Below are 25,723 nucleotides of genomic sequence, written 5' to 3'. Positions count from 1 at the left end.
CTCGGAGTGATTTGGCGATTGCCCGAGACCTACCACCAGGTAGGCCCCGAGGCGGGGACCGCCACTTCAAGTTCTACGAGCTACGGGACAACCTCGATACGACCCAGGTGTTGGGCAAGAGCCTGGGCTTGGGTTAGGGGGGTTATGCGGTCTTCGGCTCCGTGGATTAGGAGTAGTGGGCATCGGATCCCGGGTTCGGGCCTGTCAGCTCCGTAGGAGGGCTCGCTGTGGAGCAGATCCGCGTGATGGGCCTGGAACTTGGGTGCGGCTCCGCCCCAGGTCTTGAGGTCGACCACGGCGGATCTGGCGATCCCGGCCGTGAACACGTCGGTCGTCGCCAGGGCGCGCAGAACGGTGTACCCATCGGCGCCGGCGCCCCAGATCGCCATTCGTGCGGGGTCCGCACGGCCGGTGGATGCCAGGTGAAGGGCTGCGTCGGCGCAGTCGGTGGCGTCGGCCTCTCCCCACCGGTGGCGGAGTCGCAACCGGTACGCACGCCCGTACCCCGTGCTGCCTCGATAGTCGATGTCGGCGACGGCGAAGCCGTGGCTCGTGAAGTACTGAGCGTGGAGGTCCAGTCGCAGAGGCCAGTTCGCCGTTGGTCCCGGATGAGCGCGTACGAGCAGCGGCGGTAGCCGGTCGCCCTCATTCGCGGGCGGGTAGTAGAGGCCATAAGCCTCGCGGCCGTCGCGGGTGGGGAAGACGAATGCCTCGGGCTGTGTCGGGAACGGCGGATCGAGGTGGAGGCCGCTCTCGGTGAGCTCTTGGGTGGTGCCATCCGGATCGGCCAGCACCACGGTGGGCGGCTTGGTGGGGCTGGAGCCGATGAGGGCGAGCTTCCGGCCTGTCACAGCCAGGTAGGGCTTGATCGAGGTGTACGGCAGGACCGTCGTTTCCAGGGAACCGTCGGGATGTCTCGTCACCAGACGGTGCCGCGGGCCCCGCTGGACGACGGCCGTGATCTGGTCGCCCTGGAAGACGTACGTGCGGTAGCCGAACTCCCAGGGGGCCGCCGCGACCTCGAACTCTCCTGTGATCACCGGATCAAGACGCTCGTCGTGCCAGGCGTAGAGGTTCCACCAGCCGGAGCGGTCGGAGACGAGGTGCAGCACGCCGTCCGGACTCCACCGCGGCTGACAGACCGACTCCTCCTCCCCTCCGGCGACGAGCCGGACATCGGTGAGATTCCCGTCGGGTGCGATGTCCGCCACCCACAGCCGGGAGCCGTCCCACGGCATGAGCGGGGCGTTCCACGACACCCAGGCCAGTCGCCTCCCATCCGGGCTCGGCTCGGGTGACATGGAGAAGTCGTCGCCGGAGGCGATCACCCTCGGCTCGGCCAATCCGTCGGCCGACAGGATGACGATCTCGTTGTGGACGTCCTGGACGGCCGGGCCCTCGTGCCGCTCGCGGACACAGACGAGTTCACCGGTGCCCGGCAGGAGGCGAAGGTCCGCGTATCGCAGGGCGGACGGCGAATCCGGAGAGGGCGTCACCGGTACCGGGTGCCGACCGCCTCCGGCATGATGGATCCGCTGGTCGTCCGCGTCGCAGAACCAGAGGTCCCGCTCGGTGGCCAGATACGCGCCGCCACCGTACTCGTGCACGCGGGAGGCGACGTGAAAGCCCTCCGGCAGGGCGTCCCGAACCCCCTCGGAGGCGGTCCAGCGCACGAGCACGTCCCCGTCCGGGCGTCCTTCGATCCAGTGGACGGTCTCCCCGACCGCCTGAAGCGCGTCGTAGGAGACGGTGGCACGGGCGACGAGTTCAGCCGGGATGGGGCTCACGCTTTCCATGTTCGGACGAAATCGTCCAGTTCGCGAGCCGCCGCGGCACGTCCCAGGTGAGACATGTGATCGCGGAGCCGGCGCACCCGGGACATACCCGCCGCCGATCCCCTCCGGGCGAACACGGTGATCGCCTCCATGGCCAGCCGTACGGCCTCGGCGCTCTCCCCCTGACCGAGGCGTGCCTGCGCCAGGTCCACACGTGTCGCCACGCCTTACCGGCCTCGGGCCACCGTCGGCTCGGTGTGGTTCAACCGGCCTCGGAGAGACGATCTCGCGGGCCGGGCGGTCCCGGCCCGGTGGTCAGGTTATGCGCGGCCGGGGCGGAGGGTCGTGGTCAGGGCGCCGATGCCGTGCACCTCCGTGCGTCGCCGTTGGGATGACGCACCGTTCTCCATGGGATCGCGGGCCGTGTCCGGTTCGATACTTATGCGACCCCTGTGGGGTCTTGACGCCAAGGTTGTATTCAGAGTTTTGTATACCGCATTCAACTCCACCCCTCAGGAGGCACAGCGGTGATGAGCCAGTTACGCACGGGCACCAAGCACGGCCCACATTCCATGGCGGCCCCGGATGCGAAGGCCCGTCGGCCGCGTCGGCGGCAAGGCGGTGCCCTGGGAGTCCGGCTCGGCCTTCTCGCCGTCGCCGCCACCCTGCTCACCGGATGCGCCGGCTTCGGCGGCGGCTCCGACAGCGCCTCGGACAGCCCCTCGAACGGCGGCTCCCCCACTGCGGCGAAGTCCGAGTACGGCCTGGTCACCGACGGAGTGTTCACCTTCGCCCTCAGCGGGCAGCTCGCCCCGTTCAGCTTCTACGAGGACAGCAAGCTGACCGGCTTCGACGTCTCCATCGGCACCGAGGTCGCCAACCGGCTCAACCTCAAGCCCAACCCCTCCACCGGCCCGTTCAACACCCTGCTGGCGGGCCTCCAGTCCGGCCGGTACGACGCGATCGTCGGCTCGATGACCAACACTCCGGAACGTGCCAAGGTCGCCGACTTCTCCGACGACTACTACAAGTCCGGCGCCTTCCTCTGGGTGAAGTCCGGCTCCCCTGCGCAGTCCATCGACGGTCTGAAGAACGCCGTCATCGGTGTCCCGCTGGGCAGCACGTTCGAGGCCGAGATGAGGAAGAAGGCGAACGTCAAGGAGGTGAAGACGTACGAGAGCGACATGGACGCGCTCAACGACGTCCCCACCGGGCGCGTCGACGGCGCCATCGTCGACAAGCTCGTCGGCGCCTACACCGCGAAGAAGGCCAACCTCCAGGTCGGCATGGCCGGCCCGGCACTGGTGGACAACTCGGCGGCCATCCCCGTCCGCAAGCAGCACGAGAAGCTGCTCGCGGCGATCAACAAGGCTCTGGCGGACATGAAGGCGGACGGAACGTACACCAAGATCTCGCAGCAGTGGTTCGGCATCGACATCGCCACCCCCTGAGGACAGCCCAGCAGTGGAATGGCTCATTGACTTCGCCGACACGGCACCGACGTTCCTGCGGGCACTGTGGATCACGCTTCAACTCGCGCTCTGGTCCATCGTGCTGGCCGCCGTCCTTGGCGCACTCCTGTCTCTCTGCAGGCTAAGCCGCTGGCGAGTTCCGCGGATGCTCGTCAGCGGCTACATCGCCCTCATCAGGGGGACGCCGCTGGTAACGCAACTGTTCATCATCTACTTCGGCCTCGCCTCGGTCGTCACCATCGACTCGTTCTGGGCGGCCGTGATCGGCCTCACCGCGCACAACGCGGCCTACGTGGCGGAGATCTACCGCTCGGGCATCCAGTCCGTGCCCGCCGGGCAGGTCGAGGCCGGCCGTTCGCTCGGCATGAGCAAGGCGACGACGCTGCGCCTGGTCATCGCACCGCAGGCGCTGCGCACCGTCCTGCCGGCACTGGGCAACCAGTTCATCATCGCGGTCAAGGACACCTCGGTGGCGGCGTTCATCACCGTCGCCGAGCTGTTCAGGGCCGCCCAGATCGTGGCCGCGGAGAAGTTCCGGCCGCTGGAGTTCTTCGTGATCGTCGGCGTCTACTACCTGGCCATCGTGCTGCTGCTCTCCGGCGCGGTGCGGCTGATGGAGAAGCGCGTGGGGAGGTACGGCGTCTGATGGCCGAGCAAACAGCCGACACGAACGAGGTGCTGGTACGGATCAGAGGCGCGACCAAGCGGTTCGGGCCGCTGACCGTCTTCGAGGACGTCGATCTGGACGTGCACCAGAGCGAGGTCGTGGTGCTCATCGGCCCTTCGGGAGCCGGCAAGAGCACCCTGCTGCGCTGTGTCAACGGTCTCGAACGGCTCGACGCCGGCACCGTCGAAATCGGAGGCGAGCGGCTCGCCTACCGCGAGGCCGCGCTCAACCGGACCCGCCGGCACGTCGGCATGGTCTTCCAGAACTTCAACCTGTTCCCGCACATGACGGTGCTCCGCAACGTCACGGTCGGACCCGCCAAGGTCGTGCACCGGCCGCCCGGAGAGGTTGAACAGGAGGCCCGTGAGCTCCTCGACAAGGTGGGGTTGGCCGACAAGTGCGACGCCTACCCCAGCAGCCTGTCGGGCGGACAGCGCCAGCGCGTGGCGATCGCCCGCGCGCTCGCCATGCACCCGCGGCTCATGCTGTTCGACGAGCCGACCTCCGCACTCGACCCGGAACTGGTCGGCGAGGTGCTCGACGTGATGCGGGCGCTCGCCGCCGAAGGAATGACCATGATGATCGTCACCCACGAGATGCGCTTCGCCCGGAAGGTCGCGGACCGTGTGGCCCTCGTCGCAGACGGCGGCATCGTCGAGCAGGGACCGCCGGAGGCGGTTCTCGACGCGCCGCGGACGGCGCGCGCGAAGAACTTCCTGCGCGCCGTCATGGAACATTGAGGAGGAAACGCGTGACACGGGTCCTCTACCGGCGCGGGGTCGTCCACGCCCCCGAGCGGCCGGACGCGACGGCGCTGATCCTGGACGGCGACACCGTCGCCTGGGTGGGCCGGGACGGCGACGCCCCGGCGGACGTCGCCGTCGACGAGGTGGTGGATCTCGGTGGCGCGCTCGTCACTCCCGCCTTCGTCGACACCCATGTGCACGTCACGGCGACCGGCCTGGCGCTCGACGGGCTGGACCTCACCGGCTGCCCGTCGCTCGCGGAGGCGCTGCGGCGGCTCGCCGAGCACGCCGCCGCCCGCCCCGCCGAGATCCTTATCGGGCACGGCTGGGACGAGACCCGCTGGCCGGAGCGGCGCGCGCCCACCGCGGCCGAACTGGACGGTGCCACCGGCGGCGGCGTGTGCTACCTGTCCCGCACCGACGCGCACTCCGCGACGGTCTCGACGGCCATGCTGGCCCATGTCCCGGAGGCGCGCGCCGAGGCGGGGTTCGACCTTTCCGGGTACGTCCGGCTCGACGCCCACCACACGATCCGACGCTACGCCTTCGACAGCATGTCGCCGGAGCAACGCCGGCGGGTCCAGCGCCGCACCCTCGACGAGGCGGCGAGACGTGGCGTCGGATGTCTGCACGAGAACGCCATGCCGGGCCTGTCCAGTGAGGAGGACCTGGCCTCGCTGCTCGGCCTGGCCAGGGACGCCGAGCCCTGCCCGGAGGTGGTCGGCTACTGGGGAGAGCTCGGCGCGGTCGAGGTGGCCCGCAGGCACGGGCTGGCCGGGCTGGCCGGCGACCTGCTCGCCGACGGCTCGCTCGGATCCCACACCGCCTGCCTGAGCAGTCCGTACCGCGACGATCCCGAGACCGGCGGGCACGCCTATCTCAGCGTCGAGCAGGTCACCGAGCATGTGCTCGAATGCACGCGTCACGGGCTGCAGGCCGGGTTCCACGCGATCGGCGACGGCGCGCTCCGCACGGTGCTGACCGGATTTCAGGAGGCCGCGGACCGCATCGGGGCCGACCAGGTCCGCGCCGCGCGGCACCGGCTGGAACATGTCGAGATGCTCGACTCGGGAATGATCGCCACCATGGCCCGGCTGGGGATCGCGGCCAGCGTCCAGCCGATCGCCGACACCTTCTGGGGCGGCGCCGACGGCATGTACGAGCGGCGGCTCGGCGCGGAACGGGCACGTGCCATGAACCCGTTCCGCGACCTTCTGGACGCCGGGGTGCCGCTCGCGCTCAGCTCCGACTCGCCGATCATGCCGATGAACCCCTGGCTGGCCATCCGCGCGGCCGTCGATCACCACGTCCCGGAGCAGCGGATCTCCATGGCGGAGGCGTTCACGGCCCACACCGCCGGGGGGTGGCGGGCCGCCGGGCGGGACGGCGGCGGAGCCGGCCACCTGGTGCCGGGAGCGCCCGCCGGCGTCGCCGTCTGGGACTGCGGTGACACGCTGGACCCCGCCACCCGGCTGCCCGCCGCCGGCGCGGAGGCTCCGCAGTGCCTACGCACCGTCGTCCGCGGCCGGATCGTCCACGACGAGATGTGACCCTCGCGTTCCACCGGGCCCGCCGTCGCGGCGGGCCCGGCTCGCGGGGCCGGGCGTCCTCGGCCCGGCGGTCGGGGGGACTATGCGCGGCCGGGGCGGAGGGCCGCGGTCAGGCCGTAGACCACCAGAGACAGGAGTCGCTGGGCGAACAGGCCCTCGTCGACGTCTTCGTCGGCGGCGGCGCGGATCAGCAGCGGGACGACGACCCCGGCGAGCGCGCCGCCCAGCACCAGCTCATAGATCGTGTTCGGAGTGGCGTTGGCCACCGTGTAGGCGTCCAGCAGCCGCGACCCGAGCCCGAGCACGGCCACCAACGCCAGCGTCCGGACGAACCCGGTCACCCGGGAGACCGGGGTGGCCGTCGCCATCGCACGGCCGGTCCGCATGAGCCGAGGCTGCTCCACCATCCGTGACTCCCTCCCCATCTCAACCACTTTGAATTAACATTTCCGGGTTTATAGCCGTCGTCGGTATTTTTGCGGGTCATGACGGCGAATCCCCGTCGCCGTTCAAAGCCGTCGGCCGCCGCGAACGGATTCCGGTTCTCCTCCCCATCCGTCGCGCGGGGTTCGGATGGGGATCTGTTGTGGTGGAAAGCGACCAAAGTCTAGGGATGACCCGACTTAGGGGGGACGCGAAAGGTTAAGGCGTTCGGGCATTCTGGGAGCCATGAAGGGATTCCTGAGGCTGGCCGGGGTGGTCTTCCTCGTCCAGGGGGTCGGCGGGGCGGTCAACAACCTGCTGGGCTGGTGGCGCTGGGCGCATGATCTGCTGCTGGTGAACCGGCTGGAGTTTCTACGGGGCTACGAGGTGGTCGTCGGCGCCGTGATCGCGGCGATCGGCTTCGCCCTCTACGCATTGGGAGCGGAGAGCGGAAAGGCGGTCCGAAAGGAGGAACCCTCGTAACGAAAGGCGGGTCACGGCTCTACGGCCTTGATCCGTCCCGAGCGGGCCGCCGATGGCCGGGAGCCATGGACGAGCGGTAGGGAAGATGGTGTGCGCGGTCACCGCATCAGGTGTTTCGGGCCGGGGCGGGCGGGGTGACGGGTCGCGGGGCCACTACGCTCGGGGCCATGTTCGACCAGCTCACCTGCCACTGTCTTCTCTGCGTCGAGCAGGACGTGGAGCTCGACGAGATCGACCGGAGCACCATGCTGCACGTGCGGGAGCACGGGTGGGCAGTGATCATGGTGCCGGAGGACGAGGACGGGCCGGGGTGGGCGTTCACCGTCGGACTGTGGCACACGCTCCGCTCGCCCGAGGTGGCGATGTTCGGCCTCGGCGTCGAGGTGATGAAGAGCTGCCTGAACACCCTGGCCGACGCGATCGCGGCCGGCCACCGTCTGGTCGCGGACCAGGAGCGGGACGATGTCATCAGGGGCTATCCCGCCCTCACCAGAAACGTGGACGAGAGCTGGTACCGGTCGCTGTTCGGTACGGCACTGCACTTCTACCGGCAGCCCCCGCTGCCGTTCATGGAGGTTCTCTGGCCCGACGCCGCCGGCCGGTTCCCCGGGGAGGCTGATGCCAGGCCGGAGCTGAGCGATCGCCAGCCCTCGCTGTGGATTCCCAAGGACGACCACGCTCCGGGGGTGTGGACGAAGCTGCCCTGAGCCCGGCCTCGACGGCGGAAAACTCGGCCAGGACAATCGCGGCGGAGATGTAACAGAACGGCGGATCCGGACAGGTAGCGGTAACGAGTCCCCGCCGAAAGGGAACAGCGTGGTCCCCCCTGACCCGAAGCCGTACTTCGAGAAGATCTACAACGCGTACTATCCGGGTCTTCTCGCCTACGTGCGGCGGCGCACCGACTCCCCCGACGACGCCGCGGACGCGCTCGCCGAGACGTTCACCACGGCCTGGCGCCGGCTGGCCGACATCCCCGAGGGGCACGACGCCAGGCTCTGGCTCTACGGCGTGGCCCGGCGGGTGCTGGCCAACCGGCGGCGGGAGGAGACCCGGCGGACCGTGCTGGCCGTACGGCTCCGCACCGAGCTCGCGGTCTGGGCCGAGAACCTGGTCGAGGAGGATCGCGACGGGATCCGCCGGGCGTTCATGCGGCTGAGCCCCGGCGACCGGGAGCTGCTCTCCCTGGTCAGCTGGGAGGGGCTCGACAGTGAGGAGATCGCGAAGGTGCTGGGCTGCTCGCGCGGCGCCGTACGCCTGCGGCTGCACCGCGCCAGGAAACGGCTGGCCAGGGAGCTGGACGCGGCGGGACTCGACATGGCCGGGTACGGCTCGCGCGCGATCGCGCTGGCGAAGGGACAGCTGTGATGAACGACGTCGACCGTCTCGTCGCGGGGATCGCCCCCGATCCCGGCCCCGGCATGACCCCCGGGGGCAGGGAACTGTTCGACGAGATCACGGCGACCCCGGCCGCCGCCCGTGTCCGGCGCCGATTCGCCGGGTTCCCCGGCCTCCGGTGGAACGCCCACCGCCCGGCCCCGGGCGCCCGGCGGCGGCGGTGGCGCCTCGCCGTACCGGCCGTCACCGGACTCACCGCCGCGCTCATGATCCTGGGCTGGCTGTTCCCCGGCGGGTTCGGCACGACCTCGGCCTCCGCCGCCCTGGAGATCAAGCGACAGGGCGACTACTACGTCATCACGGTGAAGGATCTCTTCGCCGCCCCGGAGATGTACGAGCACGAGCTCAACGCCCGGGGACTCGACATCGAGCTCAGGCTCGAACCGACGTCCCCCAGCCAGGTCGGTCACATCGTCGTGTTGAACGGAGACGTGGAGGGGCTGCGGCGGGGACGGGTGGTGTCGGAGAAGGACTCCATCACCACCATTGAGGCCTCCGGTGAGGCCTCCGGTTCCTGCCGCTGGTTTACGGGCTGCCCGATCGGCCTGAAAGTGCCGGTGAGCTTCACCGGAAAGGGCGAGATCCGGCTCGGCAGGGAGGCCCGTCCAGGTGAGAAGTACATGATCTTGACCAGCATGGGCCTGCCCGGCGAGCCGCTCCACTGCGTGGACTACATCAACAGGACCGTCGACGAAATGCGGCCCATCCTGCGACAGCACGGCGTGGAGCCGACGTTCACCTTCTACGCCAAGAAGGAGACGTCGGGCCCGGTACCGGGCGACTGGTATGTCCACGACGATGTCATGACCGAACCCGGCAAAGCGCTCATACTCATCGATCCCCAACCCAACCCCTCCCCCCGCCCGATGGACGACTTCTGCCCCAACCGTCCCTGAGCTCTGAGGCTTCCGGCCAACCCCTGATGCGCCCCGGCACCTCAAAGACCCGGGAATCCCCGACACCACCTCCCGCTGCCCCCGTGCTCCCATCCGTCGCGCAGAGGAGCACGGGGCGGGAACCGTTCCTCGCCCACCGCACGGCCCGTTTCGCATGCGCGCGATCACCCCTCCCCCTCTTCCACGACTTCCACGACTTCCACGACTTCCACGACGACGATCGGATTCGGCATGCCCGCAGACATCCGCTCAACGGCGATCCCTCGGATCCGCCGTGCGCTCGCGACCCGCCTGTCCGCCATGGCCCTCGTGGTCCGCCGCGCGGTCGCCGTGACCCTCGCGATCCTCGCGACCCATCGCCTGTTCGCCGTGCTTCTCGCGCCGGCCGCGGCCCTCCGCGTGGTCACGATGCTTGGCTACCGGCCCGCCCGGCTCTACTGGTACGACTCCTTCACCTACCTGGACGCCGCCGTCCATCTGAAGCCCGCGTCCGGTTTCCACCCGATCGGCTACCCGCTCCTTTTGAGAGTCCTCTGGCCGTTCCACAGTGTCGAGGTGATCGTGGGTGTCCAGCACGCCATGGGACTCGGTACGGGGCTGATGCTCTACGCACTGCTCCGCCGCAGGTCGCTGCCTGCCTGGGGGGCGGCATTGGCCGCCGTACCCGTCCTGTTCGACGCCTCGTTCCTCCGGCTGGAGCACGCGGTGCTGTCGGACACGCCGTTCATCTTCCTCGTGGTCGCCGGGCTCACCACCCTGATGTGGTCGCCGCGCCTCTCGCTCCGGGCCGCTGTGGGGGCGGGTCTGCTGTTCGCCGCGGCGGCGCTCACCCGGACGATCGCGCTGCCGCTGTTCGTCGTGATCGTGCTCATGCTGGCCGTACGGCTCCTGCCGACGGTAGGGCGGGGCGAAGCGCGGGGCGGACGGCAGAGCGGATCACAGGGCGGCGAACGGAGCAGACGGCGGAACGAGCGGAACGAGGAGCGGAACGGAGGGCGGGGCCGGGGGCGGAGCGGGTGGTGGCCCCTGGGGGTCATGGCGGTCGCCGGGATCGTGCCGCTGGTGGCCTACGCGGGGTGGTACGGCCACCACCACGGCAGGTTCGCCCTCAGCGGCTCGGACGGCGTGGCGCTCTGGGCGCGCACCATGACCTTCGCCGACTGCTCGGTGATCAAACCGCCGCCGCGAGAGGCGAGGCTCTGCCCGAACGGCTCGACCGCCGACGCCGCCTCCGAATACGTCTGGGCACCGGACTCCGCGCTCAACCGGCTCCCCGGCGACCGGTTCTCCCACAACGACCTGGCCCGCTCCTTCGCACTGCGCGCCATCGCCGCCCAGCCGTTCGACTATCTCTGCGACATCGCCCGGGACACCGCGCTCACCTTCGCCTGGACCCCGATCGCCCACCCCGGACGGACGACTCCGGCCTTCGGCTTCGCCCACGGATACCTGCCACTGCCCGACCAGCCTCTGATCGACGAGATGCGTGAGGTGTACGCCCCGGACATCCGCGGCCAGCGCTCGGTCCGGCCGTACTCCGATCTGCTGATCGCCTATCAGTATCCGGCGTATCTGCGCGGCCCGCTGATCGGCGTGATCCTGCTGGTGGGGGCGGTCGGCGCGGTGCTGCGGTGGCGTGGTGTGCCGCTGCCCTGGGCCGTCGCGATGTTCCTGCTCGTCGCCCCGGTGGCCGTGCTCGACTTCGATCACCGCTACGTGCTGCCGGTGATCCCGGTCGCCTGCCTCGCCGCCGCGCCGGCCATCGTGGAGATCACCGCGAGGATTGTTGCGGGAATTCGAGCGGGGGGATGAGAGGGGGAGCGGGGGGGATCTCCTCGGGGGCGTCGAGGAGGGCGCGTGGGATGAGGACGACCGCGGTGGCACCGCCGAAGGCCGAACGGTTCAGGGTGACCTTGATGCCGTGACGGGCGGCGAGCCGGCTCACCACGAACAGGCCGAGCTGTTCGCTGTCGATCAGGTTGACCTCCGGCGGGTTGGCGAGGCGCTCGTTGATCTCCTCGCACTCCCTGTCCTGCAGGCCGAGTCCCCGATCCTCGATCTCCAGCACGAAGCCTCGCGCGACGGACTCTCCCCGGATGTTCACCTGGGTGTTCGGCGGGGAGAAGACGGTGGCGTTCTCCAGCAGCTCGGCCAGCAGGAGGGTGACATCGGCGGTGGCGGAGCCGGTCAGCCTGATGCCGTCCGGCATGGGAAACACGGTGATCCGCCGGTAGTCCTCGACCTCGGCCACGGCGGCGTAGACCACGTCGGGGAGGGGGGCGGGATTGCGCCAGGTACCACCCGCCGCGGCCCCGGAGAGGATGATCAGCCCTTCCGCCTTCCGCCGCATGCGGGCGGTGAGGTGGTCGAGCCGGTTGAGGTCCTCCAGCACCTCCGGCTCACTGGCCTTGCGCTGCATGGCGTCGAGCTGGGCGAGCTGGCGGTGGACCAGTGCCTGGTTGCGCCGGGCCAGATTGTGGAAGACCTGGTTGAACCCGAGGCGGAGTCTGGCCTCGCCCGCGGCGGACTCGACGGCGGTGCGCTGGACGGTGGAGAACGCCCGGCTGATGTCGACGATCTCCAGGGTGCAGCCCTTGGTGACGATGGGCGGCACGCTGACCCCGACGTCCACGGCCTCGCCACCGCGGAGCTGTTCGACGACCTTGGGCAGCCGGGTCTCGGCCAGTTCCAGGGCTGTCCGGCGCAGCTCGCCCAGCTCTCTGGCCAGTCCTCCGCCGAACCTGGCGGACAGGACCACCACCCCCACGATCGCCGCCAGGCCGAAGCCGCCGGCGATGACGATCTCCGCGATGATCCAGCCCGCGGCGTCGTCGACACGCCCGTTCAGCAGCCGTGACCGGGTGGCGAGGAGCCGGTCCATGCTCCCGCCCAGATCGGCGGCGACAGAGTTCCAGAGGGCCCGTTCCACCGGGAGCCGGGAGGTCTCGACGATCTCCTCCTCCAGGGAGATCAACTTCTGGTGCTGGGCGGAGGCCAGCAGCGTGTCGAAGGGGCCGCGCAGTTCGTCGTCCAGGGTGGCGGTCCCCTCGGTGAGCAGCAGCAGCCGATTCGGCGCGATCACCTCGATCGCCTTGTACTCCTCGCGGGGCAGGGTGCCGGCGAGGGTCGCGCCGGCGATCAGCGCGTCCTCCCTGGACATCATGTCGCGGGCGTGGGCGATCCGCTGGAGGCCGATCGCCTGCTGGTAGAGGTCTACATTGGAGGCGGTGACAAGCCGGTCCTGGAGGCGGTAGACCGCGTCGACGACGCGGCTGAACGACTGGACGGCCCGCAGCCGGTCGGACACCCGGGCGTCGACGTCCGCGCGTAGCGTGGGCAGCTTGTCCGCCTCGGCGACGACCTGAGCGATCGCCACGCGCACCTCGGAACCAGTGGTCGTCATGGCCTCCATGGAGGTGGCCTGCCTGCGGAAGGCGGTGACCGCCGCGTCGGTCAGATTCCGGACATCGGACAGCCCAGGCTTCTGGCCGACGGTTCCGCTCAAGGTGACGGCTGAGAGCTTACGCTCGTTCTGCACCGCGATGACCAAGGCCGTCGACGGAACCGCCACGCGCTCATACAGCGTAGCGGCTTGGCGCAGTTGAAAAAAGTCGCCGATGACGTGACCTGTAACGAACATCCAGAGCCCGATAAGAGCCACGATCGGGAGGCTGAGCAGCGCGTACAGCTTGGAGCGAATGGTGCAGTATAACATGTCACCACGCTTGTAATATCGGTAAATGTCACGAAAGGTAGCAGGCTAACACCCGGTAGTGGCCGTCGTCTGGGAATCCCAGATGCCCCTCGTCCGAGGATCGCGGCAACATGGCGGCCAGGTCCAGCCCCCGGCGGGGCCACATCCGGTTCCTCCAGGCCGACCGCCCGGCTGGAGCGGCGGAGCAGATCGAGATGGAGCACGGGGACCGGCTGGAGTACCCGCGGGTCACGGCGCGCGAGGGGGGATCCCACCCCTGGACGACGTGGCGTGACGTCCATCGGACTACGAGCCCGCCTGCTGGGAGAGAAGATCCCAGGCGATGTCCAGCGCCGGGACCAGGACGACGATCCCGATGCCGTCCGTCAGCAGCACCACCAGATAGTTCACCAAGGCGGTGCCGGAGTCGACGCCCTCTTGGAGCCAGACGTCGGTGAACACGAAGAGCAGGCCGAGCCCGGCCGCGGCGAGCGCCCCGAAGGCCGTCACGATGTGCCGGAGCGCCTCGCTGGAGATCCGCGGGATCGCTGCGAAGATCAGCGCGGCGATGGCGCCGACCAGGCCGTTCGCGACGCTCCAGTTCCACCAGAGCAGGCCGGAACCCTGGATGAGATCGATGACGACGTTGCCGGCGAGGCCGGCGAAGAAGCCCGCGACGACACCGAACCGCTTGCCGAAGAGCGGCACCAGCGCGAACGCGGGCCGGATGGCGATGCTCTGGGTGCCGGGAATGATGAGGCTGAACAGGCCGAGCACGGCGTAGAGGGCCGCGCCGACGACCGCCCGGGAGCCGGTCGCCCACGGTGAACGGCGGAGAGGTAAGGAGTCGATGCTCATGAGGGGGGTTCCTTACCGGCAGGGGGATGAGGCATGCGCTGTTCGGGGCGCGCGACCGACCCGGCGGCCAGACGCTTACCGGCCGCCAACAGGCCGGTCAGCCGAAGAATTGCGTAAATAGCGGCCCACAGCCGCTTATGTCAGCCTTTCGCGTCTTCCGTCCGGTCTATTGCAGGATTCGATTAAAAACGAGAGCGGGCCCGCTGACAATGCTCTTGCAGTCATAAAAACCATCAATGACCACACCTGATCGCCTCGAAGATCAGTTCCGCCACCATGACCACCCGGATCCGGGCGAGATGCCCGATGACATCGGCCCGCGCTCCGGCACCGGAACCCCGGCCACATCCGCCTCCCCGTCCGGCCGGGGTTCCGGCGCCGGAGCGCGGGCCAGGAAGAAGGCAGGGGAGAAAGGGAGAGGAGACGGGGGACGAATTGAGGGGGCGAGGGACCGGCGTGCCCGGAAACCACACTTCACGGATTCACAGACATCGGAGCAATATGTCGCTCCGCGGGATTGTTTCGCCGACATTTTCCTATCGGAAAACATCCGGCATCAAGACCGGCGTTCCGGGATCGAGCGCGGCACGGGTTCGGCGACACCTGTCACAGGGCACACCCCCTGGCCGCCCCCCCCCGCATCGGAGGGGGCGGAACGAGCTCGAACGGCCCCTCGGAGGCAGGGTCCCGGATCGCCGCGAGCGGGCAGTGATCCCGAGCCCGCCGGGACAGGGCTTCGCGGCCGTCACCGGGCCGCCCCGGACGCACGCGGGCGACGGCGGGCGACCTTCCACCCCCCGCCCTCCACCGTCCCGATGCCGGCCGGCGAAGCCGATCCCGGGACACGGGACACGGGACCGCCGGAGTCACAGGCGCGACCCCGGCGGGACCTCGACCGGGTGGGTCAGGTCGAGGTGATCATGAAGGCCAGGCCGAGCAGGACGACGACGGGGATCAGCCACACCACGGCCTCGACGGCGAATTCCTTGTACACGGCGAGCTTCTCCCTAAGTTCTGGCGTGTCCGCAAAAGAGATAAAGAGCAGCCTATGCGCATTTGACGAAAACCCATACTCGGCCGTACGGCACGGCAGGCCGGACCCCGGCGACGTCCGGCGCACCCCCATGTCACAGAATGGATAACAGTCACTACTTACCGTAGAGAAGAGGCAGGCGATGGCGGACGCGGACGACGAGGGGCCGGAGCTCCTCGACGAGCGACTCACGATCGGCACCGGCTTCGCCGAGGACGAGCGACCCAAGGCCGTCGAACGGCTCGCCCCCCTCGGCAAACGGCTCCGCTCCTATCCTCCCGGCTCGGCGGAGCTGCGGCTGAGCGTCAAGAATCGTGGCCGGGCCGAACAGAAGGTGACCTTGGAATGCTGGATCGCCCGCGCGGAACCGCTGGTGGCCAACTCGACGGCACCGGAGTTGGCCACCGCGCTGACCGAGGTCCGCGAGGATCTCATCGAGCAACTGGAGAGGCTCAGGACCAAGCGAGACCCTCGCCACGTCCGCCCCCACCGGCCGTGATCCCGCAGCGGACCGAAGTGAACGGAGGCGCCGAACGCGGAGGCGCCGAACGCAGGGGTGCCGGGCATGGTGGAATCCGGCAAAGTTCGGGATCATCGGGGAAGGTGCGGGAGATCGGGGTCCCCCGATCCCCTCATTCTGTATCGATCACTAAAATACGGCCCCTCCGAGTTTCTTTAGCGATCGCTATAGAATGCTCCGGGTGAGCAGACGGCGCAGCTTCGACCGGGACACCGCGCTTGAGAGCGCGCTCCTGGAGTTCTGGCGGTACGGGTACGAGGCGACGTCGATCGCCTCCCTCACCGCCGCGATGGGGATCCGTCCGCCCAGCCTCTACGCCGCCTTCGGCGACAAGCGGCGGCTGTTCGACGCGGTGATCCAGCGATACCAGAAGACCTACGGCACCTTCCTGGCACGGGCGATGGCCGAGGAGCCGACCGGCAGAAGGGCGATCGGCCGCCTCCTCCGCGACGCCGCCGCCGAGTACACCAACCCGGCGCACCCCCCGGGCTGCCTGATCATCAGCTCGGCGGTCAACTGCGGACCCGAGTCGGCGGAGGTGGAGGAGGCGATGCGCGAGCTCAGGGAGGCGGCCAAGGCCGGGATCGGAGCCCGCATCGCCAGAGACGTCACGGCGGGCCTGCTCTCCGAGGACACCGACATCGACGCCCTCGCCGCGTTCTACGCGGGCACCCTGCAGGGCATGTCCGTCCAGGCCCGAGATCGCGCACCCCGCGAGCAACTGGAGCGGATCGCCACCCTCGCCATGCTCGTCTGGCCGGACCCCTCCGACAGGTGCCCGCCGGAGGGACGGTGACCGCCGGGGGGGTTCTCCGGAGGGTGTCCGCCCGGCAGGTGTTCGTCCGGAAGGCGTTCTTCGGAGAGCGTCCGTCCGGAGGGTGTCCGTCCAGCGGGTGTTCTCCGGAGGGCGTTCGTCCAGAGGGGCCGTGTTCACCCGGATGGACGGCGTTCGCCGGAGAAGGACCGGCGCGTCTCAGGATCTGGGGAAGGTGTTTTCCGTCACAGACCGGTGATGCGGGTCGGTCACGCGAGACCGCAGGAGCGCGGCGCGGGCATATGTGTGTGCGACCGATGTGGGTCGGTCGCGTGGGACCGCACTCCCCGACCTGGCACCCTATAGGGATCTATCGCGGGACACGCCCCCATAACCAACGGTGACCTGCGGCCATGCCCATCTCCGAGCGGCTACCGTGGGTACGGACACCCGGGAGGAGATCATGCGACAGCTGAGGCGCGGCGCGCCCGTTGGCTGGCTGCTCGCGCTCCTGCTCCCGCTGCTCGTTCCCGGAGGTCCGAGCGGCGACACCGTCACCGCCCTGCTGCGGCACTCGACCGTCACCGCGGTCACCGCGCAGCACCAGCCCCTGTCCCGCCAGGCCGCCCCCGGCGGACGGCAGCACGACTTCACCGCGCCCCTCACAGGGGTCGCGGCCGGAGCCGGTGGCTGCCATCCGGTCGGGGCCCCTCCGCCGGACGCCCGGCATCCGTCGCTCGCCGCCGGTCTCGACTCCAGGGCCGCCGGCGGCGGCAGTCCGCGTCCGCTGTCGGCCCTGCTGGTCAGACCGGGCCGGGCCCCGCCCTCCACAGGCGTCTGAGGCACCCCGGAGCCGTTCCGGGCGCTTCGCCGTACCCACGCTCCGGATACCTCGCCGCGCGCGAGAACGGTCCGGGCGCTTCACCACGCCCGAACCGCAGGTGTCTCACCGTGCCCGGGCTCCAGGTACACCGCCGTACCCGAACACTTTCCCAAGCCTGTGGAGGCTTCCATGTCGCGTGCCCCTGTGGTGCGCGCGGTGGCGGCATTGGCCGTCATCGCCATCTCACTTTTCGTCGCGTTGACCATGTCCCCGCGCCTCGGCCTCGACCTGCGCGGCGGCACCCAGATCGTGCTGGAGACCAAGGACTCCCCCACCCTCAAGGCCGACGCCGAGGCCACCGACCGCACCCTTGAGGTGCTGCGCCGCCGGGCCGACGCCCTGGGCGTGGCGGACGCCCCGCTGGCCCGCTCCGGCGAGCGGCGCATCATCGTGGAACTGCCCGGCGTGCAGGATCCGACCAAGGCCGCCGAGGTCATCGGCAAGACCGCGCAGCTCACCTTCCACCCCGTCGTGGCCGTGGCCGACGAGACGACCAAGGCCGGCAAGGGCCAGAAGATCGTCTCCGACGAGGACGGCATGAAGCTGCTCATCGGCCCGGCCCGGCTCACCGGGGACGGTGTCGGCGACGCCGAGGCGGGGACCGACCCCCAGCAGGGCGGCGGCTGGTTCATCACGGTGGACTTCCGCAAGGACGGCCGCCAGGCGTGGGCGAAGCTGACCGGCGAGGCCGCCTGCCAGCCGGTGGGCGACCCGGGACGGCGGGTCGCCATCGTGCTCGACTCCAAGGTCATCGTCTCACCGCAGGTGAACGAGGACGTGGGCTGCGGGGTGGGGCTCACCGGCGGCTCCACCCAGATCACCGGCTCCTTCAGCGTCGAGGAGGCGCAGGACCTGGCCGCGCTGATCAAGGGCGGCTCGCTGCCCGTGCCCGTGGAGATCGTCGAGCAGCGGACCGTCGGCCCGACGCTCGGCGCCGCCGCGATCGCGGCCAGCGCGCAGGCGGCCGTCATCGGCGTGGCGCTCACCGCACTGTTCATCGTGGTGATCTACCGGCTGGTGGGATGGCTCGCCGTCGTGGCCCTGGTCTGCTACGGGCTCATCTCGTACGCGGCGCTGGTGGCGCTCGGCGCCACGCTCACCCTGCCGGGCCTGGCGGGCTTCGTGCTCGCCATCGGCATGGCGGTGGACGCCAACGTGCTGGTCTTCGAGCGCGCCAGGGAGGAGTACAGCGTCGGGCCGAAGCTCAGGCCCGCGCTGGAACAGGGCTTCCGCAACGCCTGGAGCGCGGTGGCCGACTCCAACATCACCACGCTGCTCGCGGCCGGACTGCTGTTCTTCCTGGCCTCGGGGCCGGTGCGGGGCTTCGGCGTCACGCTGAGCATCGGAGTGATCGCCTCGCTGATCACCGCCATGGTCATCACCCGGGTCCTGGCCCAGTGGGCGGTAACCGTGCCCGCGGTGGCCAAGCGGCCCCGGATCACCGGCCTGGCGGACATCGGGCGGGTCCGCAAGTGGCTGACCGCGCACAACCCCAACCTGATGAAGTGGCGGACGCTCTATCTGGTGTCCACGGGCGCGGTGGTCGCCGCCGCCCTGGCCGGGGTGGCGGTCCGGGGGCTCAACTTCGGGGTGGAGTTCACCGGCGGCAGGCTGATGGAGTACTCGACGAGCGTGCCGATCACCGCCGACGCGGCCCGTGAACTGGTCAGCGAGGCCGGATTCCCGAACGCGGTCGTGCAGTCGTCGGGCGAGGACATCTCCGTACGGACCGGCCAGATCGGCTCGGCCGACGCAGCGAAGATCGAGACGGCGCTGGAGAGCCAGGGGGCGAAGGTCACCAAGGAGCGCGACGAGCTGATCGGCCCGAGCCTCGGGGACGAACTGCGGCGCAACGCGCTGATCGCGCTGGGCGTCGCGCTCGCCGCGCAGCTCGCCTATCTGGCCTTCCGGTTCCGCTGGACGTTCGGCCTGGCGACGGTGATAGCCCTGGTCGCCGACGCGGCGATCGTCGTCGGCGCGTTCGCGTGGCTGAACAAGCCGGTGGACGGGATCTTCCTGGCCTCGATGCTCACCGTGATCGGCTACTCGGTCAACGACAAGGTCGTGGTCTTCGACCGCGTCCGCGAGCTGTGGGGGCTGCGGCGCAAGACACCGTTCGCCGAGGTGGCCAACACCGCGGTCCTGCAGACCGTGCCCCGTACGGTGAACACGGGCCTGGGCGCGCTGTTCATCCTCGCGGCGCTGGCCGTACTCGGCGGTGACTCGCTGACCGACTTCGCGGTGGCACTGCTGATCGGCATCATCGTCGGCACCCTGTCCTCGACGGTGGTCGCGGCACCGCTGGCGATCATTTTCGAGAAGCGCAACTCGGCACCGCCGCCGCAGGGCCGGAGCGGGTCCACCACCCGGGCCCGCGCGGGGTCGGGCGCCGTGCTCTGACCTCGGAAGAGGTCACGGAGAGCTCCGCGCGGGACCTCGGCAGGTCTCGCGCGGGGCTCTCCCCGAAGACCGCGGGCCGGACTGAAGGCCGCGGGCCGGGCCCGGGGCCTTCAGAAGGCCACGGGTCCGGCCAGGGCCATCTCGGAAGACGGCGGGCCGGACCGGGGCCTCTCGGAAGAGCGTGGGCCCGGCAGGGGCTTTCCCTCGGCGGGGCATCTCCCGCTAATGTGCTGAGGTCTGATTTCCCTGCTGCCGGAAGGCGGATGCACCCGTGGCGGACGACTACGCGACGACTTTCAAGATCATAGATGTCGACGGCGACGGCCTGATCTCGGCCACCGAGATGACGCGCCTCATGGAGGTGCTCGGCCAGCCGATCACCCCGGAGGCGGCCGCCGCGGCCATCATCGGAATCGACACGGACGGTGACGGCCTCATCTCCCTGGAGGAGTTCGCCGGTTACCTCGGATAGACGTCGGGCGGACCCCGACAACGGCCCCCCTCCCGCCGGGCGCGCGACACATCGCCTGTGAGACAAGAACAAGCGGTTGCCGGCTGCGCGCAATGCCCACGACGTCAGGGTGTGAGGCGCGCTCAGGCGGGAGGGAAGAATGACGCGACCTCAGCGGCCCGCCCCATGGACTCCCCCGCCGGCTTCACGCCGGGGCTCGCGTCCACACCGCTGAGCCCGCCGAAACCGCTGCCGGATCTCGCCGAGGTCGAAGGCGACGTCGGTGAGGTGAACCGTGCGCACCTCCGGGTCGTCGAGGGGCTTACTGTGATCGGCGAGACCCGTGAACCTCGGGTCTCCAACGGTCACGGGCTCAGCGGGCGGTGAGATAGACCTGGCCGAAGACCTCCGAGAGCTTCTTGAGGTCGGCGGTGACGTCCGTCTCGGGGGTGGCCGGATCGTAGACGGCGGCCACCCGGCGCTGGATCGGGGTGAGCTTCTTCAGCTCGTCCCAGGCGGTCAGCCGGTTCACCGTCCCCTTGGCGTCCTGGACCCGGGTCCAGACGTTGACCTGCTGGGCGGATCCGTCCAGGACCGGCTTGGACACCCGGGCCGCGATCTGCTCGCCGGTGACCTGGCCGACCAGGCCCGTCTCCTCGGCGGTGACCTGTGCCAGGACGTCCCAGGCGCGGGCGCGGACCTGGATCCACTGGTTGCGCCGCGCCTGCTCGGCGTTGATCTTCCAGGTGTCGTAGCCGCCGTGCAGCAGGCCGCTGTCCAGGGAGACCTGGTCGACACGGCCCGAGACCAGGTGCGACTCGATCCTTTCGGGGGCGAGCAGCGGGTACCGCTTGCGCGTCTCGCTCTTGCAGGTGTCGTCCGCGCCGCAGGCGAGCTCGGGAACGACGGTGTGCACGCCCAGCCGCTTGCCGGGGGCCACCTGGCGCAGCGCGGCCGACGCGGCCGTGACGAAGGCGTCGACCTCGCCGTCGGTCTTGAACGTGGCGTTGTAGCCCAGCTGCGAGCTGAACCGGATACCGGCCACCTCGGGCCGCGCGGCCAGCGCGCCGATCCGTTTGACGGCCGCGGCGAAGCCGGCGGCTCCGGCCTTCCAGTCGTCGGCCAGCTCGGTGTCGATCCAGACCCTGAGCCCGTTGGTCTTCGCGGCGGTGATCGCCTGACCGGCGGGGCTCTGGGCCGCCGCGGCGATCTCCTGCGCGGTCGGGGCCGGGATCTGGGCGGTGGCGGCCTGCGTGGCCGGGGCGCCGGTCTGTGTGCCCGTCTTTCCGGTGGAGGTGGCGGGGTCGGCCGGGCTGCCCGGCTCGGGCGCGCTCTGCGTGCCGTCGCCGCCCTCCTCGTAGCCGGCGACGGAGCACTCCTGGCCGGACTCGCACTCGGGTGCCCCGCCGTCCTCCGCGCCCTCGGGGAGCGGGGTGTTCTCGTCGCCGACGGTGCCGTCACCCTCCAGCGCCGGGCAGGAGCTTCCCGGTGCCGAGCAGTCGATGAACTTGCCGTCCGTCGGGGTGGCACTCTTGAGCTTGGCCGCGTCGTTCTCCGCCCAGAACCTCACCACGTCGTACGCTTCGCCGGGTTTGGTCATCCACCGGCACACAATGAAGGCCGGGGCGTCGGCCCCCATCAGATCGTTGCAACTACGAGGGTCGTCCTGCGAGTTCTGCGAGGAGGCGACGGCCGCGGGGGTCACCGCGCCGATGACCGCGAGCATGGCACCGACGGTGAGAGTCCGTCGTACGTTGAATCCCATGTCTGAACTCCCCGGTAAAGCCGGTCAAAACGATCGTATTGCACTTTATATGGATCATCATCCCCCCAACAGTCCCGGTCAAAAAGTCGTCAAACTTCCGCCATGCCACATTCAGCTGGGATAGGCCATACCAATAGGCCATAACACATAAAAATGAGGCGTCCCATCCGCCCGAACCTCCAGGCGTCCGGCCGGCTCCCCGGCCCTCCCGAACGACCCGCTCCTCCCAGACGACCCGATCCTCCCGAACAGCCCGATCTCCCTGGACCACCACGAGGTGGGTTCCCCGGGGTCCGGTCCACCACGACGTGGGCCATACCGCCGGGAGCGGGCCTCTCCACGCCCCGCCGTACGCACCACGGATAATCGGGGACATGTCTCCAGCCCAGCGGGTGCCCTGAATGCCGGCCGAGTCCTCGCAGACCCTGGAACGCGGCCTGCGCCTGCTCCGCCTGCTCGCCGACGGTCACCGCGGTCGCACCCCGACCGAACTCGCGGCCGAACTCGGGCTGAGCCGTCCGGCGGTCTACCGCCTGCTCACCACCCTGCAGAGCGAGGGTTTCGTCCGCCGGGACGGCGACGGCCGTGTCCACCTCGGTTTCGGCGTGCTGGTCCTGGCCCGTGCCGTCCAGCCGCTGCTCCGCGAGGGCGCCCTTCCCACCCTGCGCAGACTCGCCGAGGAGGTCGGCGCGACCGCGCACCTCACGGTGGCCGAGGGGGACGACGGACTGGCGGTGGCGGTGGTCGAACCCTCCTGGACGGACATGCACGTCGCCTATCGGGAGGGCTCCCGTCATCCCCTCACCCGAGGGGCCGCCGGGCTCGCCGTCCTCGCCCTGCGGCAGGGCCGTACGGGCTACGTGGTCACCGAGGGCCAGCTTCAGGAGGGGGCACGGGGCGTAGCCGCGCCGATCACCGATCTGCCCTGGCTTGAGGCGTCGGTGGGAGTGGTCGCCTTCACCCCCCTTGACCCCGAAACGGTGGGCCCCCGGGTGTCCGCCGCCGCGGCCGAACTGGCCCGCTCCCTGACCTGACCCGGCCGGACACCGGCGGCGGGTCCCGTCTACATGGTGTTGACGATCAGACCGATGTGGGTGAAGTAGTTCAGCGCGCCGAACAGGGTGAACGCGAGGCCCGCCAGACCCCAGCACACCCCGACGGCGGTCGCGAGCCTGCCACCCCGGGCCCGCAGGGCGAAGGGGAACAGCACGGCGCCGAGGCCGACCAGAACGTACAGGCCGGAGATGAACGTGGCCTCCAGCAGCGGCATACTCGCGAAGGCCCCGGAGATGGGCTCCTGGGGAGGCGCGACGAACAGGGTGTAGGTCCACCCGGCGGCGGCGATACCGAAGCAGCCAAGCCCCATGCCCAGCACGAACAGCGAGACGGGGCCCGCCGTACGGGCGAGCACCCCGAGGCGGTCCAGGGCGGCGGCCAGCAGGACTCCCCTGAACCAGAGGTACACGGCGGCGGCGAGCATCAGCACCCCGAAGGCGAGTGAGGGCTCACCGAAGACGATGTTGTCGAACGGGAATCCCTGCCCGGCGAGGGGCCAGGTGAGCGTCATGTGCAGGCCGGTCGCGGTCAGGATCAGGCCGAGCACCCCGAAGGCCAGTGCCCAGCCGTCGAAATGGTCGGGCACCTGTCCACGCAGCAGTCTGCGACCGAGCGCGACCACCAGGAGGAGGCCCACCCCCGCCGCGACCGCCATGATCGTGTTGTAGGTGGGCATCCTCGTCCAGTCGATCTTCAGCTCCGGGGCCGCCTGGACCAGCCGCGCCACAATCACCCCAGCTATCGCCATAGAGGGACATTGCCCTAAGTAGTGATACCAAAACGGTATGTGGCCAATCCGGCGCGCGGCGGCGGACGACGGGGACCGGGGACCGCGCGACGCGGTCCCCGGCCGACCGTCACCGGGTGTGGTGGAGACGGTCGAAGAGGACCGCCCACCGGTCGGGGTGGACGTGCGCGACAACGGTGCCGGGGGCGACCTCGGCGGCGGCGAAGGCCGCGTCGACCCGGTCGGCCGGGTAGCGCAGCCGCATGGTCGCGTGCAGAGAGCCGCCCAAGCCGGTGAACCCGTAGTCGACGAAGGCCGGATAACCCGGCAGATCGGGCGCCTGAGAGCGGCGTTCGATCCGCAGGATGGCCGAGTCGACCGAGGGAACGGGCCGGAACACCTCACGGTCGAGGCGGCCCAGCAGCTCCCAGCCGTACCAGGGCCAGGTCCGCACGGTCAGCATGCTCCACCGGCCGAAGTCGCCGGTGCGTTTGCGGGCGTACTCCAGCTGGGTGGTCAGGGTGGCCGAGGTGAGTCCCGGCGCCCGCAGGCACCAGTCGACGATCTTCGAGGTGATCGCGTAGGGGATGTTCCCGGCGACCGCGAACGGCTCACGCGGTGCGCGGGCGGACAGGAAGTCTCCCCTGACGACGCGGATGCGGGCGTCGTGCCGGGTGCCGGCCGCCAGTCTGCCGGCCAGCCGCGGATCGACCTCATAGCCGACGACCCGGCCGCAGGTCTCGGCGAGCGCCCGGGTCAGGACGCCCTCCCCCGCGCCGGGCTCCAGGATCAGATCGTGCGGGCCGACGGCCTTGACGAGCCGGGCGATCGCGTCCGGATCGACCATGAAGTTCTGCGACAGGGTGCGCCTGGCCCGGTCACGGTCGGTTCTTCCGCCGCCGGTACGGGCTTTCTTCTGGGTGTGTGAGTAGTTTCCGTGAGCGAAGGACTGCGCCACAGTGTTGCCCTTTCGGGTCCGAGATGAAGTGGTCTCGGAAGGCCCGGGGCACGCGTGGGGAAGAGCGGGATCCCCTCCCTACCGGCCCGGAGCCGGGCTGCGGCGCAGACGGATGAAAAACTGCGGTGCGCGACATGTGAACGACATGTGATTCAGGTTACGGAGCGGCACCCCGCGCGCACAAACGGTTTTCGGCCGCTGCGCGCCGGTACGAGATCGGGGTCCCCCGCCGGATCGAGCGGGTGGCCGCCGCCCGCTGTCACACCGGCGGCGGCCACCCTGGACTACGCCGCGACGGCGCCCTGCAGCAGGGACCGGTGGCGTAGCATCCACGCCGCGGAACGCGCCTGCCAGGCCAGCGCCCAGAGCGGCGCGGGGTCGCCGGACTCGGGCGTGATCCGCGCGTCGATCGCCACGGACGCGCAGTCACGGACGGCGTACTCGATCATCCGGTTGACGAACCCCTCCCGGCCGGCCGCGGAGAGCCCGTAGCCGTCGAGGAAGTGGCGCAGCTGTGCCGCGCGCGCCGTCGCCTCCGGCAGGTTCCGCCGGGCCGCGACGTCGTCGTCGTGCAGCTGCGCGTTCCACCAGGCGACGCCCGCGACCTCGTCCAGACGGTCGGTCGGACCGGCGCTCGTCCAGTCGATGAAGGCGACCGGCCGGCCGTCGCGCGCCACGATGTGCCAGGGGCCCGCGTCCCTGTGGCTGATGATCGCCTCAGGGGACGTGCTGTGGAACGGCCACGGCTGCCAGACCGCGTCCGGCGGAGGCCGGAAGCTCGCGGTGGCGTCGTGGAGCTCGCGCAGCAGGCCGCCGACCCGCCAGACCCCCTCATCGGTCCAGGCGTGCGGGTGGGCGAACTCGCCGTCGATGTAGGTGACGGCGTCACATCCCTGATCGTCGTAGCCGTCACCGACAAGACGCGGGCTTCCGGTGAAGCCGACGTCCTCCAGATGCCGCAGCAGGGCGTGCACGGTCTCGGTCCACGGGGCCGCCGGACGCAGCACCGTGTCGCGGTGCCGGAGCACCGGGGTGGGATTGCCCTCGGCCCCGCGAAGGGGCTCGAAGGAGGATTGCGAAGACACCTGTGCTCCTCGTGATCGAAGTGGTGACACCACGGACATGGGCACCACGCAGGCAAGATCGCGGGGCTCTCCCCGCGGTCATGGAAGATCACCTCAATGTGAGGAGCGCGTCCGCGAGCGGCTCATCGC

25 protein-coding genes are annotated in these 25,723 nt (G+C 70.0%); 16 read left to right on the top strand and 9 right to left on the bottom strand.

Features of this window, described 5'->3' with window-relative positions:
• Window positions 1-80: 80 nt before the first annotated feature.
• Window positions 81-1,787, bottom strand: coding sequence for a prolyl oligopeptidase family serine peptidase (locus ACWEF2_RS21845; protein ID WP_453817839.1), 1,707 nt, complete (start codon window positions 1,785-1,787; stop codon window positions 81-83).
• Entirely contained in the window at window positions 1,784-1,999 is a 216-nt protein-coding gene (locus ACWEF2_RS21840) for a hypothetical protein (RefSeq protein ID WP_453817837.1), read from the bottom strand. The genes ACWEF2_RS21845 and ACWEF2_RS21840 overlap by 4 nt, the downstream gene beginning before the upstream one ends.
• Before the next feature lie 306 nt (window positions 2,000-2,305).
• Here ACWEF2_RS21840 and ACWEF2_RS21835 point away from each other — a divergent pair, with 306 nt between their 5' ends.
• From ACWEF2_RS21835 to ACWEF2_RS21820, 4 genes are read left to right on the top strand one after another with little or no spacing between them, the layout of a single operon-like run.
• A complete protein-coding gene (locus ACWEF2_RS21835) occupies window positions 2,306-3,226 on the top strand; it encodes a transporter substrate-binding domain-containing protein (RefSeq protein ID WP_453817835.1) in 921 nt (306 codons plus the stop codon).
• 13 nt (window positions 3,227-3,239) lie between these two features.
• Window positions 3,240-3,893 carry an amino acid ABC transporter permease gene (locus tag ACWEF2_RS21830; protein ID WP_453817833.1) on the top strand — a complete coding sequence of 218 codons (654 nt, stop codon included), beginning with the start codon at window positions 3,240-3,242 and terminating at the stop codon, window positions 3,891-3,893.
• Window positions 3,893-4,654, top strand: a complete 762-nt coding sequence (locus ACWEF2_RS21825) for an amino acid ABC transporter ATP-binding protein (RefSeq protein ID WP_453817831.1) — start codon at window positions 3,893-3,895, stop codon at window positions 4,652-4,654. The genes ACWEF2_RS21830 and ACWEF2_RS21825 overlap by 1 nt, the downstream gene beginning before the upstream one ends.
• An 11-nt stretch (window positions 4,655-4,665) precedes the next feature.
• Window positions 4,666-6,210, top strand: coding sequence for an amidohydrolase (locus ACWEF2_RS21820; protein WP_453817829.1), 1,545 nt, complete (start codon window positions 4,666-4,668; stop codon window positions 6,208-6,210).
• 80 nt (window positions 6,211-6,290) lie between these two features.
• Here ACWEF2_RS21820 and ACWEF2_RS21815 read toward each other — a convergent pair whose 3' ends face one another.
• Complete coding sequence (locus tag ACWEF2_RS21815; RefSeq protein WP_453817827.1) at window positions 6,291-6,617, bottom strand: lipid II flippase MurJ; 327 nt, start codon at window positions 6,615-6,617, stop codon at window positions 6,291-6,293.
• 262 nt (window positions 6,618-6,879) lie between these two features.
• Between ACWEF2_RS21815 and ACWEF2_RS21810 the strand changes: the two genes are divergently transcribed.
• From ACWEF2_RS21810 to ACWEF2_RS21790, 5 genes are all read left to right on the top strand, one after another.
• Window positions 6,880-7,116, top strand: coding sequence for a hypothetical protein (locus ACWEF2_RS21810; RefSeq protein ID WP_453817825.1), 237 nt, complete (start codon window positions 6,880-6,882; stop codon window positions 7,114-7,116).
• Window positions 7,117-7,283: 167 nt separating this feature from the next.
• Window positions 7,284-7,823: a DUF4262 domain-containing protein gene (locus ACWEF2_RS21805; protein ID WP_453817823.1), complete on the top strand. Its 540-nt coding sequence runs from the start codon at window positions 7,284-7,286 to the stop codon at window positions 7,821-7,823.
• Window positions 7,824-7,932: 109 nt separating this feature from the next.
• Complete coding sequence (locus ACWEF2_RS21800; RefSeq protein WP_453817821.1) at window positions 7,933-8,484, top strand: RNA polymerase sigma factor; 552 nt, start codon at window positions 7,933-7,935, stop codon at window positions 8,482-8,484.
• Window positions 8,484-9,410 (top strand): hypothetical protein, encoded by a 927-nt coding sequence (locus ACWEF2_RS21795; RefSeq protein WP_453817819.1) that lies wholly within the window; start codon window positions 8,484-8,486, stop codon window positions 9,408-9,410. Before ACWEF2_RS21800 ends, ACWEF2_RS21795 begins: the two co-directional genes overlap by 1 nt.
• A gap of 231 nt (window positions 9,411-9,641) precedes the next feature.
• The gene (locus ACWEF2_RS21790) at window positions 9,642-11,222 is read left to right on the top strand and encodes a phospholipid carrier-dependent glycosyltransferase (protein WP_453817817.1); all 1,581 of its coding nucleotides are present in this window, start codon (window positions 9,642-9,644) and stop codon (window positions 11,220-11,222) included.
• Here ACWEF2_RS21790 and ACWEF2_RS21785 read toward each other — a convergent pair.
• Together ACWEF2_RS21785 and ACWEF2_RS21780 are read right to left on the bottom strand one after the other, a co-directional pair.
• Entirely contained in the window at window positions 11,182-13,125 is a 1,944-nt protein-coding gene (locus ACWEF2_RS21785; RefSeq protein WP_453817815.1) for a nitrate- and nitrite sensing domain-containing protein, read from the bottom strand. The genes ACWEF2_RS21790 and ACWEF2_RS21785 overlap by 41 nt on opposite strands.
• A 285-nt stretch (window positions 13,126-13,410) precedes the next feature.
• Complete coding sequence (locus ACWEF2_RS21780; RefSeq protein ID WP_453817813.1) at window positions 13,411-13,962, bottom strand: ECF transporter S component; 552 nt, start codon at window positions 13,960-13,962, stop codon at window positions 13,411-13,413.
• A 1,175-nt stretch (window positions 13,963-15,137) separates the two neighbouring features.
• Here ACWEF2_RS21780 and ACWEF2_RS21775 point away from each other — a divergent pair.
• From ACWEF2_RS21775 to ACWEF2_RS21750, 6 genes are all read left to right on the top strand, one after another.
• A complete protein-coding gene (locus tag ACWEF2_RS21775) occupies window positions 15,138-15,494 on the top strand; it encodes a hypothetical protein (protein ID WP_453817811.1) in 357 nt (118 codons plus the stop codon).
• A 193-nt stretch (window positions 15,495-15,687) separates the two neighbouring features.
• On the top strand, window positions 15,688-16,311 hold the full coding sequence (locus ACWEF2_RS21770) for a TetR/AcrR family transcriptional regulator (protein ID WP_453817809.1): 624 nt from the start codon (window positions 15,688-15,690) through the stop codon (window positions 16,309-16,311).
• 421 nt (window positions 16,312-16,732) lie between these two features.
• Window positions 16,733-17,110, top strand: coding sequence for a hypothetical protein (locus ACWEF2_RS21765; RefSeq protein WP_355596928.1), 378 nt, complete (start codon window positions 16,733-16,735; stop codon window positions 17,108-17,110).
• A gap of 171 nt (window positions 17,111-17,281) precedes the next feature.
• A complete protein-coding gene (secD, locus tag ACWEF2_RS21760) occupies window positions 17,282-19,552 on the top strand; it encodes a protein translocase subunit SecD (protein ID WP_453817807.1) in 2,271 nt (756 codons plus the stop codon).
• Window positions 19,553-19,823: 271 nt separating this feature from the next.
• A complete protein-coding gene (locus ACWEF2_RS21755; RefSeq protein ID WP_355596924.1) occupies window positions 19,824-20,024 on the top strand; it encodes an EF-hand domain-containing protein in 201 nt (66 codons plus the stop codon).
• Window positions 20,025-20,189: 165 nt separating this feature from the next.
• Window positions 20,190-20,390, top strand: a complete 201-nt coding sequence (locus ACWEF2_RS21750; protein ID WP_453817804.1) for a hypothetical protein — start codon at window positions 20,190-20,192, stop codon at window positions 20,388-20,390.
• On the opposite strand, the gene ACWEF2_RS21745 is transcribed toward ACWEF2_RS21750, so the two are convergent.
• Window positions 20,377-21,768 carry a hypothetical protein gene (locus ACWEF2_RS21745; RefSeq protein WP_453817802.1) on the bottom strand — a complete coding sequence of 464 codons (1,392 nt, stop codon included), beginning with the start codon at window positions 21,766-21,768 and terminating at the stop codon, window positions 20,377-20,379. The two genes, ACWEF2_RS21750 and ACWEF2_RS21745, sit on opposite strands and share 14 nt — an antisense overlap.
• 401 nt (window positions 21,769-22,169) lie before the next feature.
• Between ACWEF2_RS21745 and ACWEF2_RS21740 the strand changes: the two genes are divergently transcribed.
• Window positions 22,170-22,802, top strand: coding sequence for an IclR family transcriptional regulator (locus ACWEF2_RS21740; RefSeq protein WP_355596920.1), 633 nt, complete (start codon window positions 22,170-22,172; stop codon window positions 22,800-22,802).
• 29 nt (window positions 22,803-22,831) lie between these two features.
• On the opposite strand, the gene ACWEF2_RS21735 is transcribed toward ACWEF2_RS21740, so the two are convergent.
• The 3 genes from ACWEF2_RS21735 to ACWEF2_RS21725 form a co-directional block, all read right to left on the bottom strand.
• Window positions 22,832-23,572, bottom strand: a complete 741-nt coding sequence (locus ACWEF2_RS21735; protein ID WP_453817800.1) for a DUF981 family protein — start codon at window positions 23,570-23,572, stop codon at window positions 22,832-22,834.
• A 109-nt stretch (window positions 23,573-23,681) separates the two neighbouring features.
• Window positions 23,682-24,509: an ErmE/ErmH/ErmO/ErmR family 23S rRNA (adenine(2058)-N(6))-methyltransferase gene (gene erm, locus ACWEF2_RS21730; RefSeq protein WP_453817798.1), complete on the bottom strand. Its 828-nt coding sequence runs from the start codon at window positions 24,507-24,509 to the stop codon at window positions 23,682-23,684.
• 284 nt (window positions 24,510-24,793) lie between these two features.
• Entirely contained in the window at window positions 24,794-25,594 is an 801-nt protein-coding gene (locus ACWEF2_RS21725) for a phosphotransferase (protein ID WP_453817796.1), read from the bottom strand.
• Between the last annotated feature and the right edge of the window lie 129 nt (window positions 25,595-25,723).

Source organism: Streptosporangium sp. NPDC004631, from assembly GCF_053601935.1.
This window is presented reverse-complemented; position numbering and strand designations above follow the sequence as displayed.

Coding starts and splice junctions, on each gene's coding strand:
- ACWEF2_RS21780 (WP_453817813.1), bottom strand. CDS start 13,962: ATGAGCATCGACTCCTTACCTCTCCGCCGTTCACCGTGGGCGACCGGC.
- ACWEF2_RS21770 (WP_453817809.1), top strand. CDS start 15,688: ATGCTCCGGGTGAGCAGACGGCGCAGCTTCGACCGGGACACCGCGCTT.
- ACWEF2_RS21745 (WP_453817802.1), bottom strand. CDS start 21,768: ATGGGATTCAACGTACGACGGACTCTCACCGTCGGTGCCATGCTCGCG.
- ACWEF2_RS21775 (WP_453817811.1), top strand. CDS start 15,138: ATGGCGGACGCGGACGACGAGGGGCCGGAGCTCCTCGACGAGCGACTC.
- ACWEF2_RS21740 (WP_355596920.1), top strand. CDS start 22,170: ATGCCGGCCGAGTCCTCGCAGACCCTGGAACGCGGCCTGCGCCTGCTC.
- ACWEF2_RS21810 (WP_453817825.1), top strand. CDS start 6,880: ATGAAGGGATTCCTGAGGCTGGCCGGGGTGGTCTTCCTCGTCCAGGGG.
- ACWEF2_RS21795 (WP_453817819.1), top strand. CDS start 8,484: ATGAACGACGTCGACCGTCTCGTCGCGGGGATCGCCCCCGATCCCGGC.
- secD (WP_453817807.1), top strand. CDS start 17,282: ATGTCGCGTGCCCCTGTGGTGCGCGCGGTGGCGGCATTGGCCGTCATC.
- ACWEF2_RS21765 (WP_355596928.1), top strand. CDS start 16,733: ATGCGACAGCTGAGGCGCGGCGCGCCCGTTGGCTGGCTGCTCGCGCTC.
- ACWEF2_RS21815 (WP_453817827.1), bottom strand. CDS start 6,617: ATGGTGGAGCAGCCTCGGCTCATGCGGACCGGCCGTGCGATGGCGACG.
- ACWEF2_RS21735 (WP_453817800.1), bottom strand. CDS start 23,572: ATGGCGATAGCTGGGGTGATTGTGGCGCGGCTGGTCCAGGCGGCCCCG.
- ACWEF2_RS21750 (WP_453817804.1), top strand. CDS start 20,190: ATGGACTCCCCCGCCGGCTTCACGCCGGGGCTCGCGTCCACACCGCTG.
- ACWEF2_RS21835 (WP_453817835.1), top strand. CDS start 2,306: ATGAGCCAGTTACGCACGGGCACCAAGCACGGCCCACATTCCATGGCG.
- ACWEF2_RS21805 (WP_453817823.1), top strand. CDS start 7,284: ATGTTCGACCAGCTCACCTGCCACTGTCTTCTCTGCGTCGAGCAGGAC.
- ACWEF2_RS21825 (WP_453817831.1), top strand. CDS start 3,893: ATGGCCGAGCAAACAGCCGACACGAACGAGGTGCTGGTACGGATCAGA.
- ACWEF2_RS21785 (WP_453817815.1), bottom strand. CDS start 13,125: ATGTTATACTGCACCATTCGCTCCAAGCTGTACGCGCTGCTCAGCCTC.
- ACWEF2_RS21790 (WP_453817817.1), top strand. CDS start 9,642: ATGCCCGCAGACATCCGCTCAACGGCGATCCCTCGGATCCGCCGTGCG.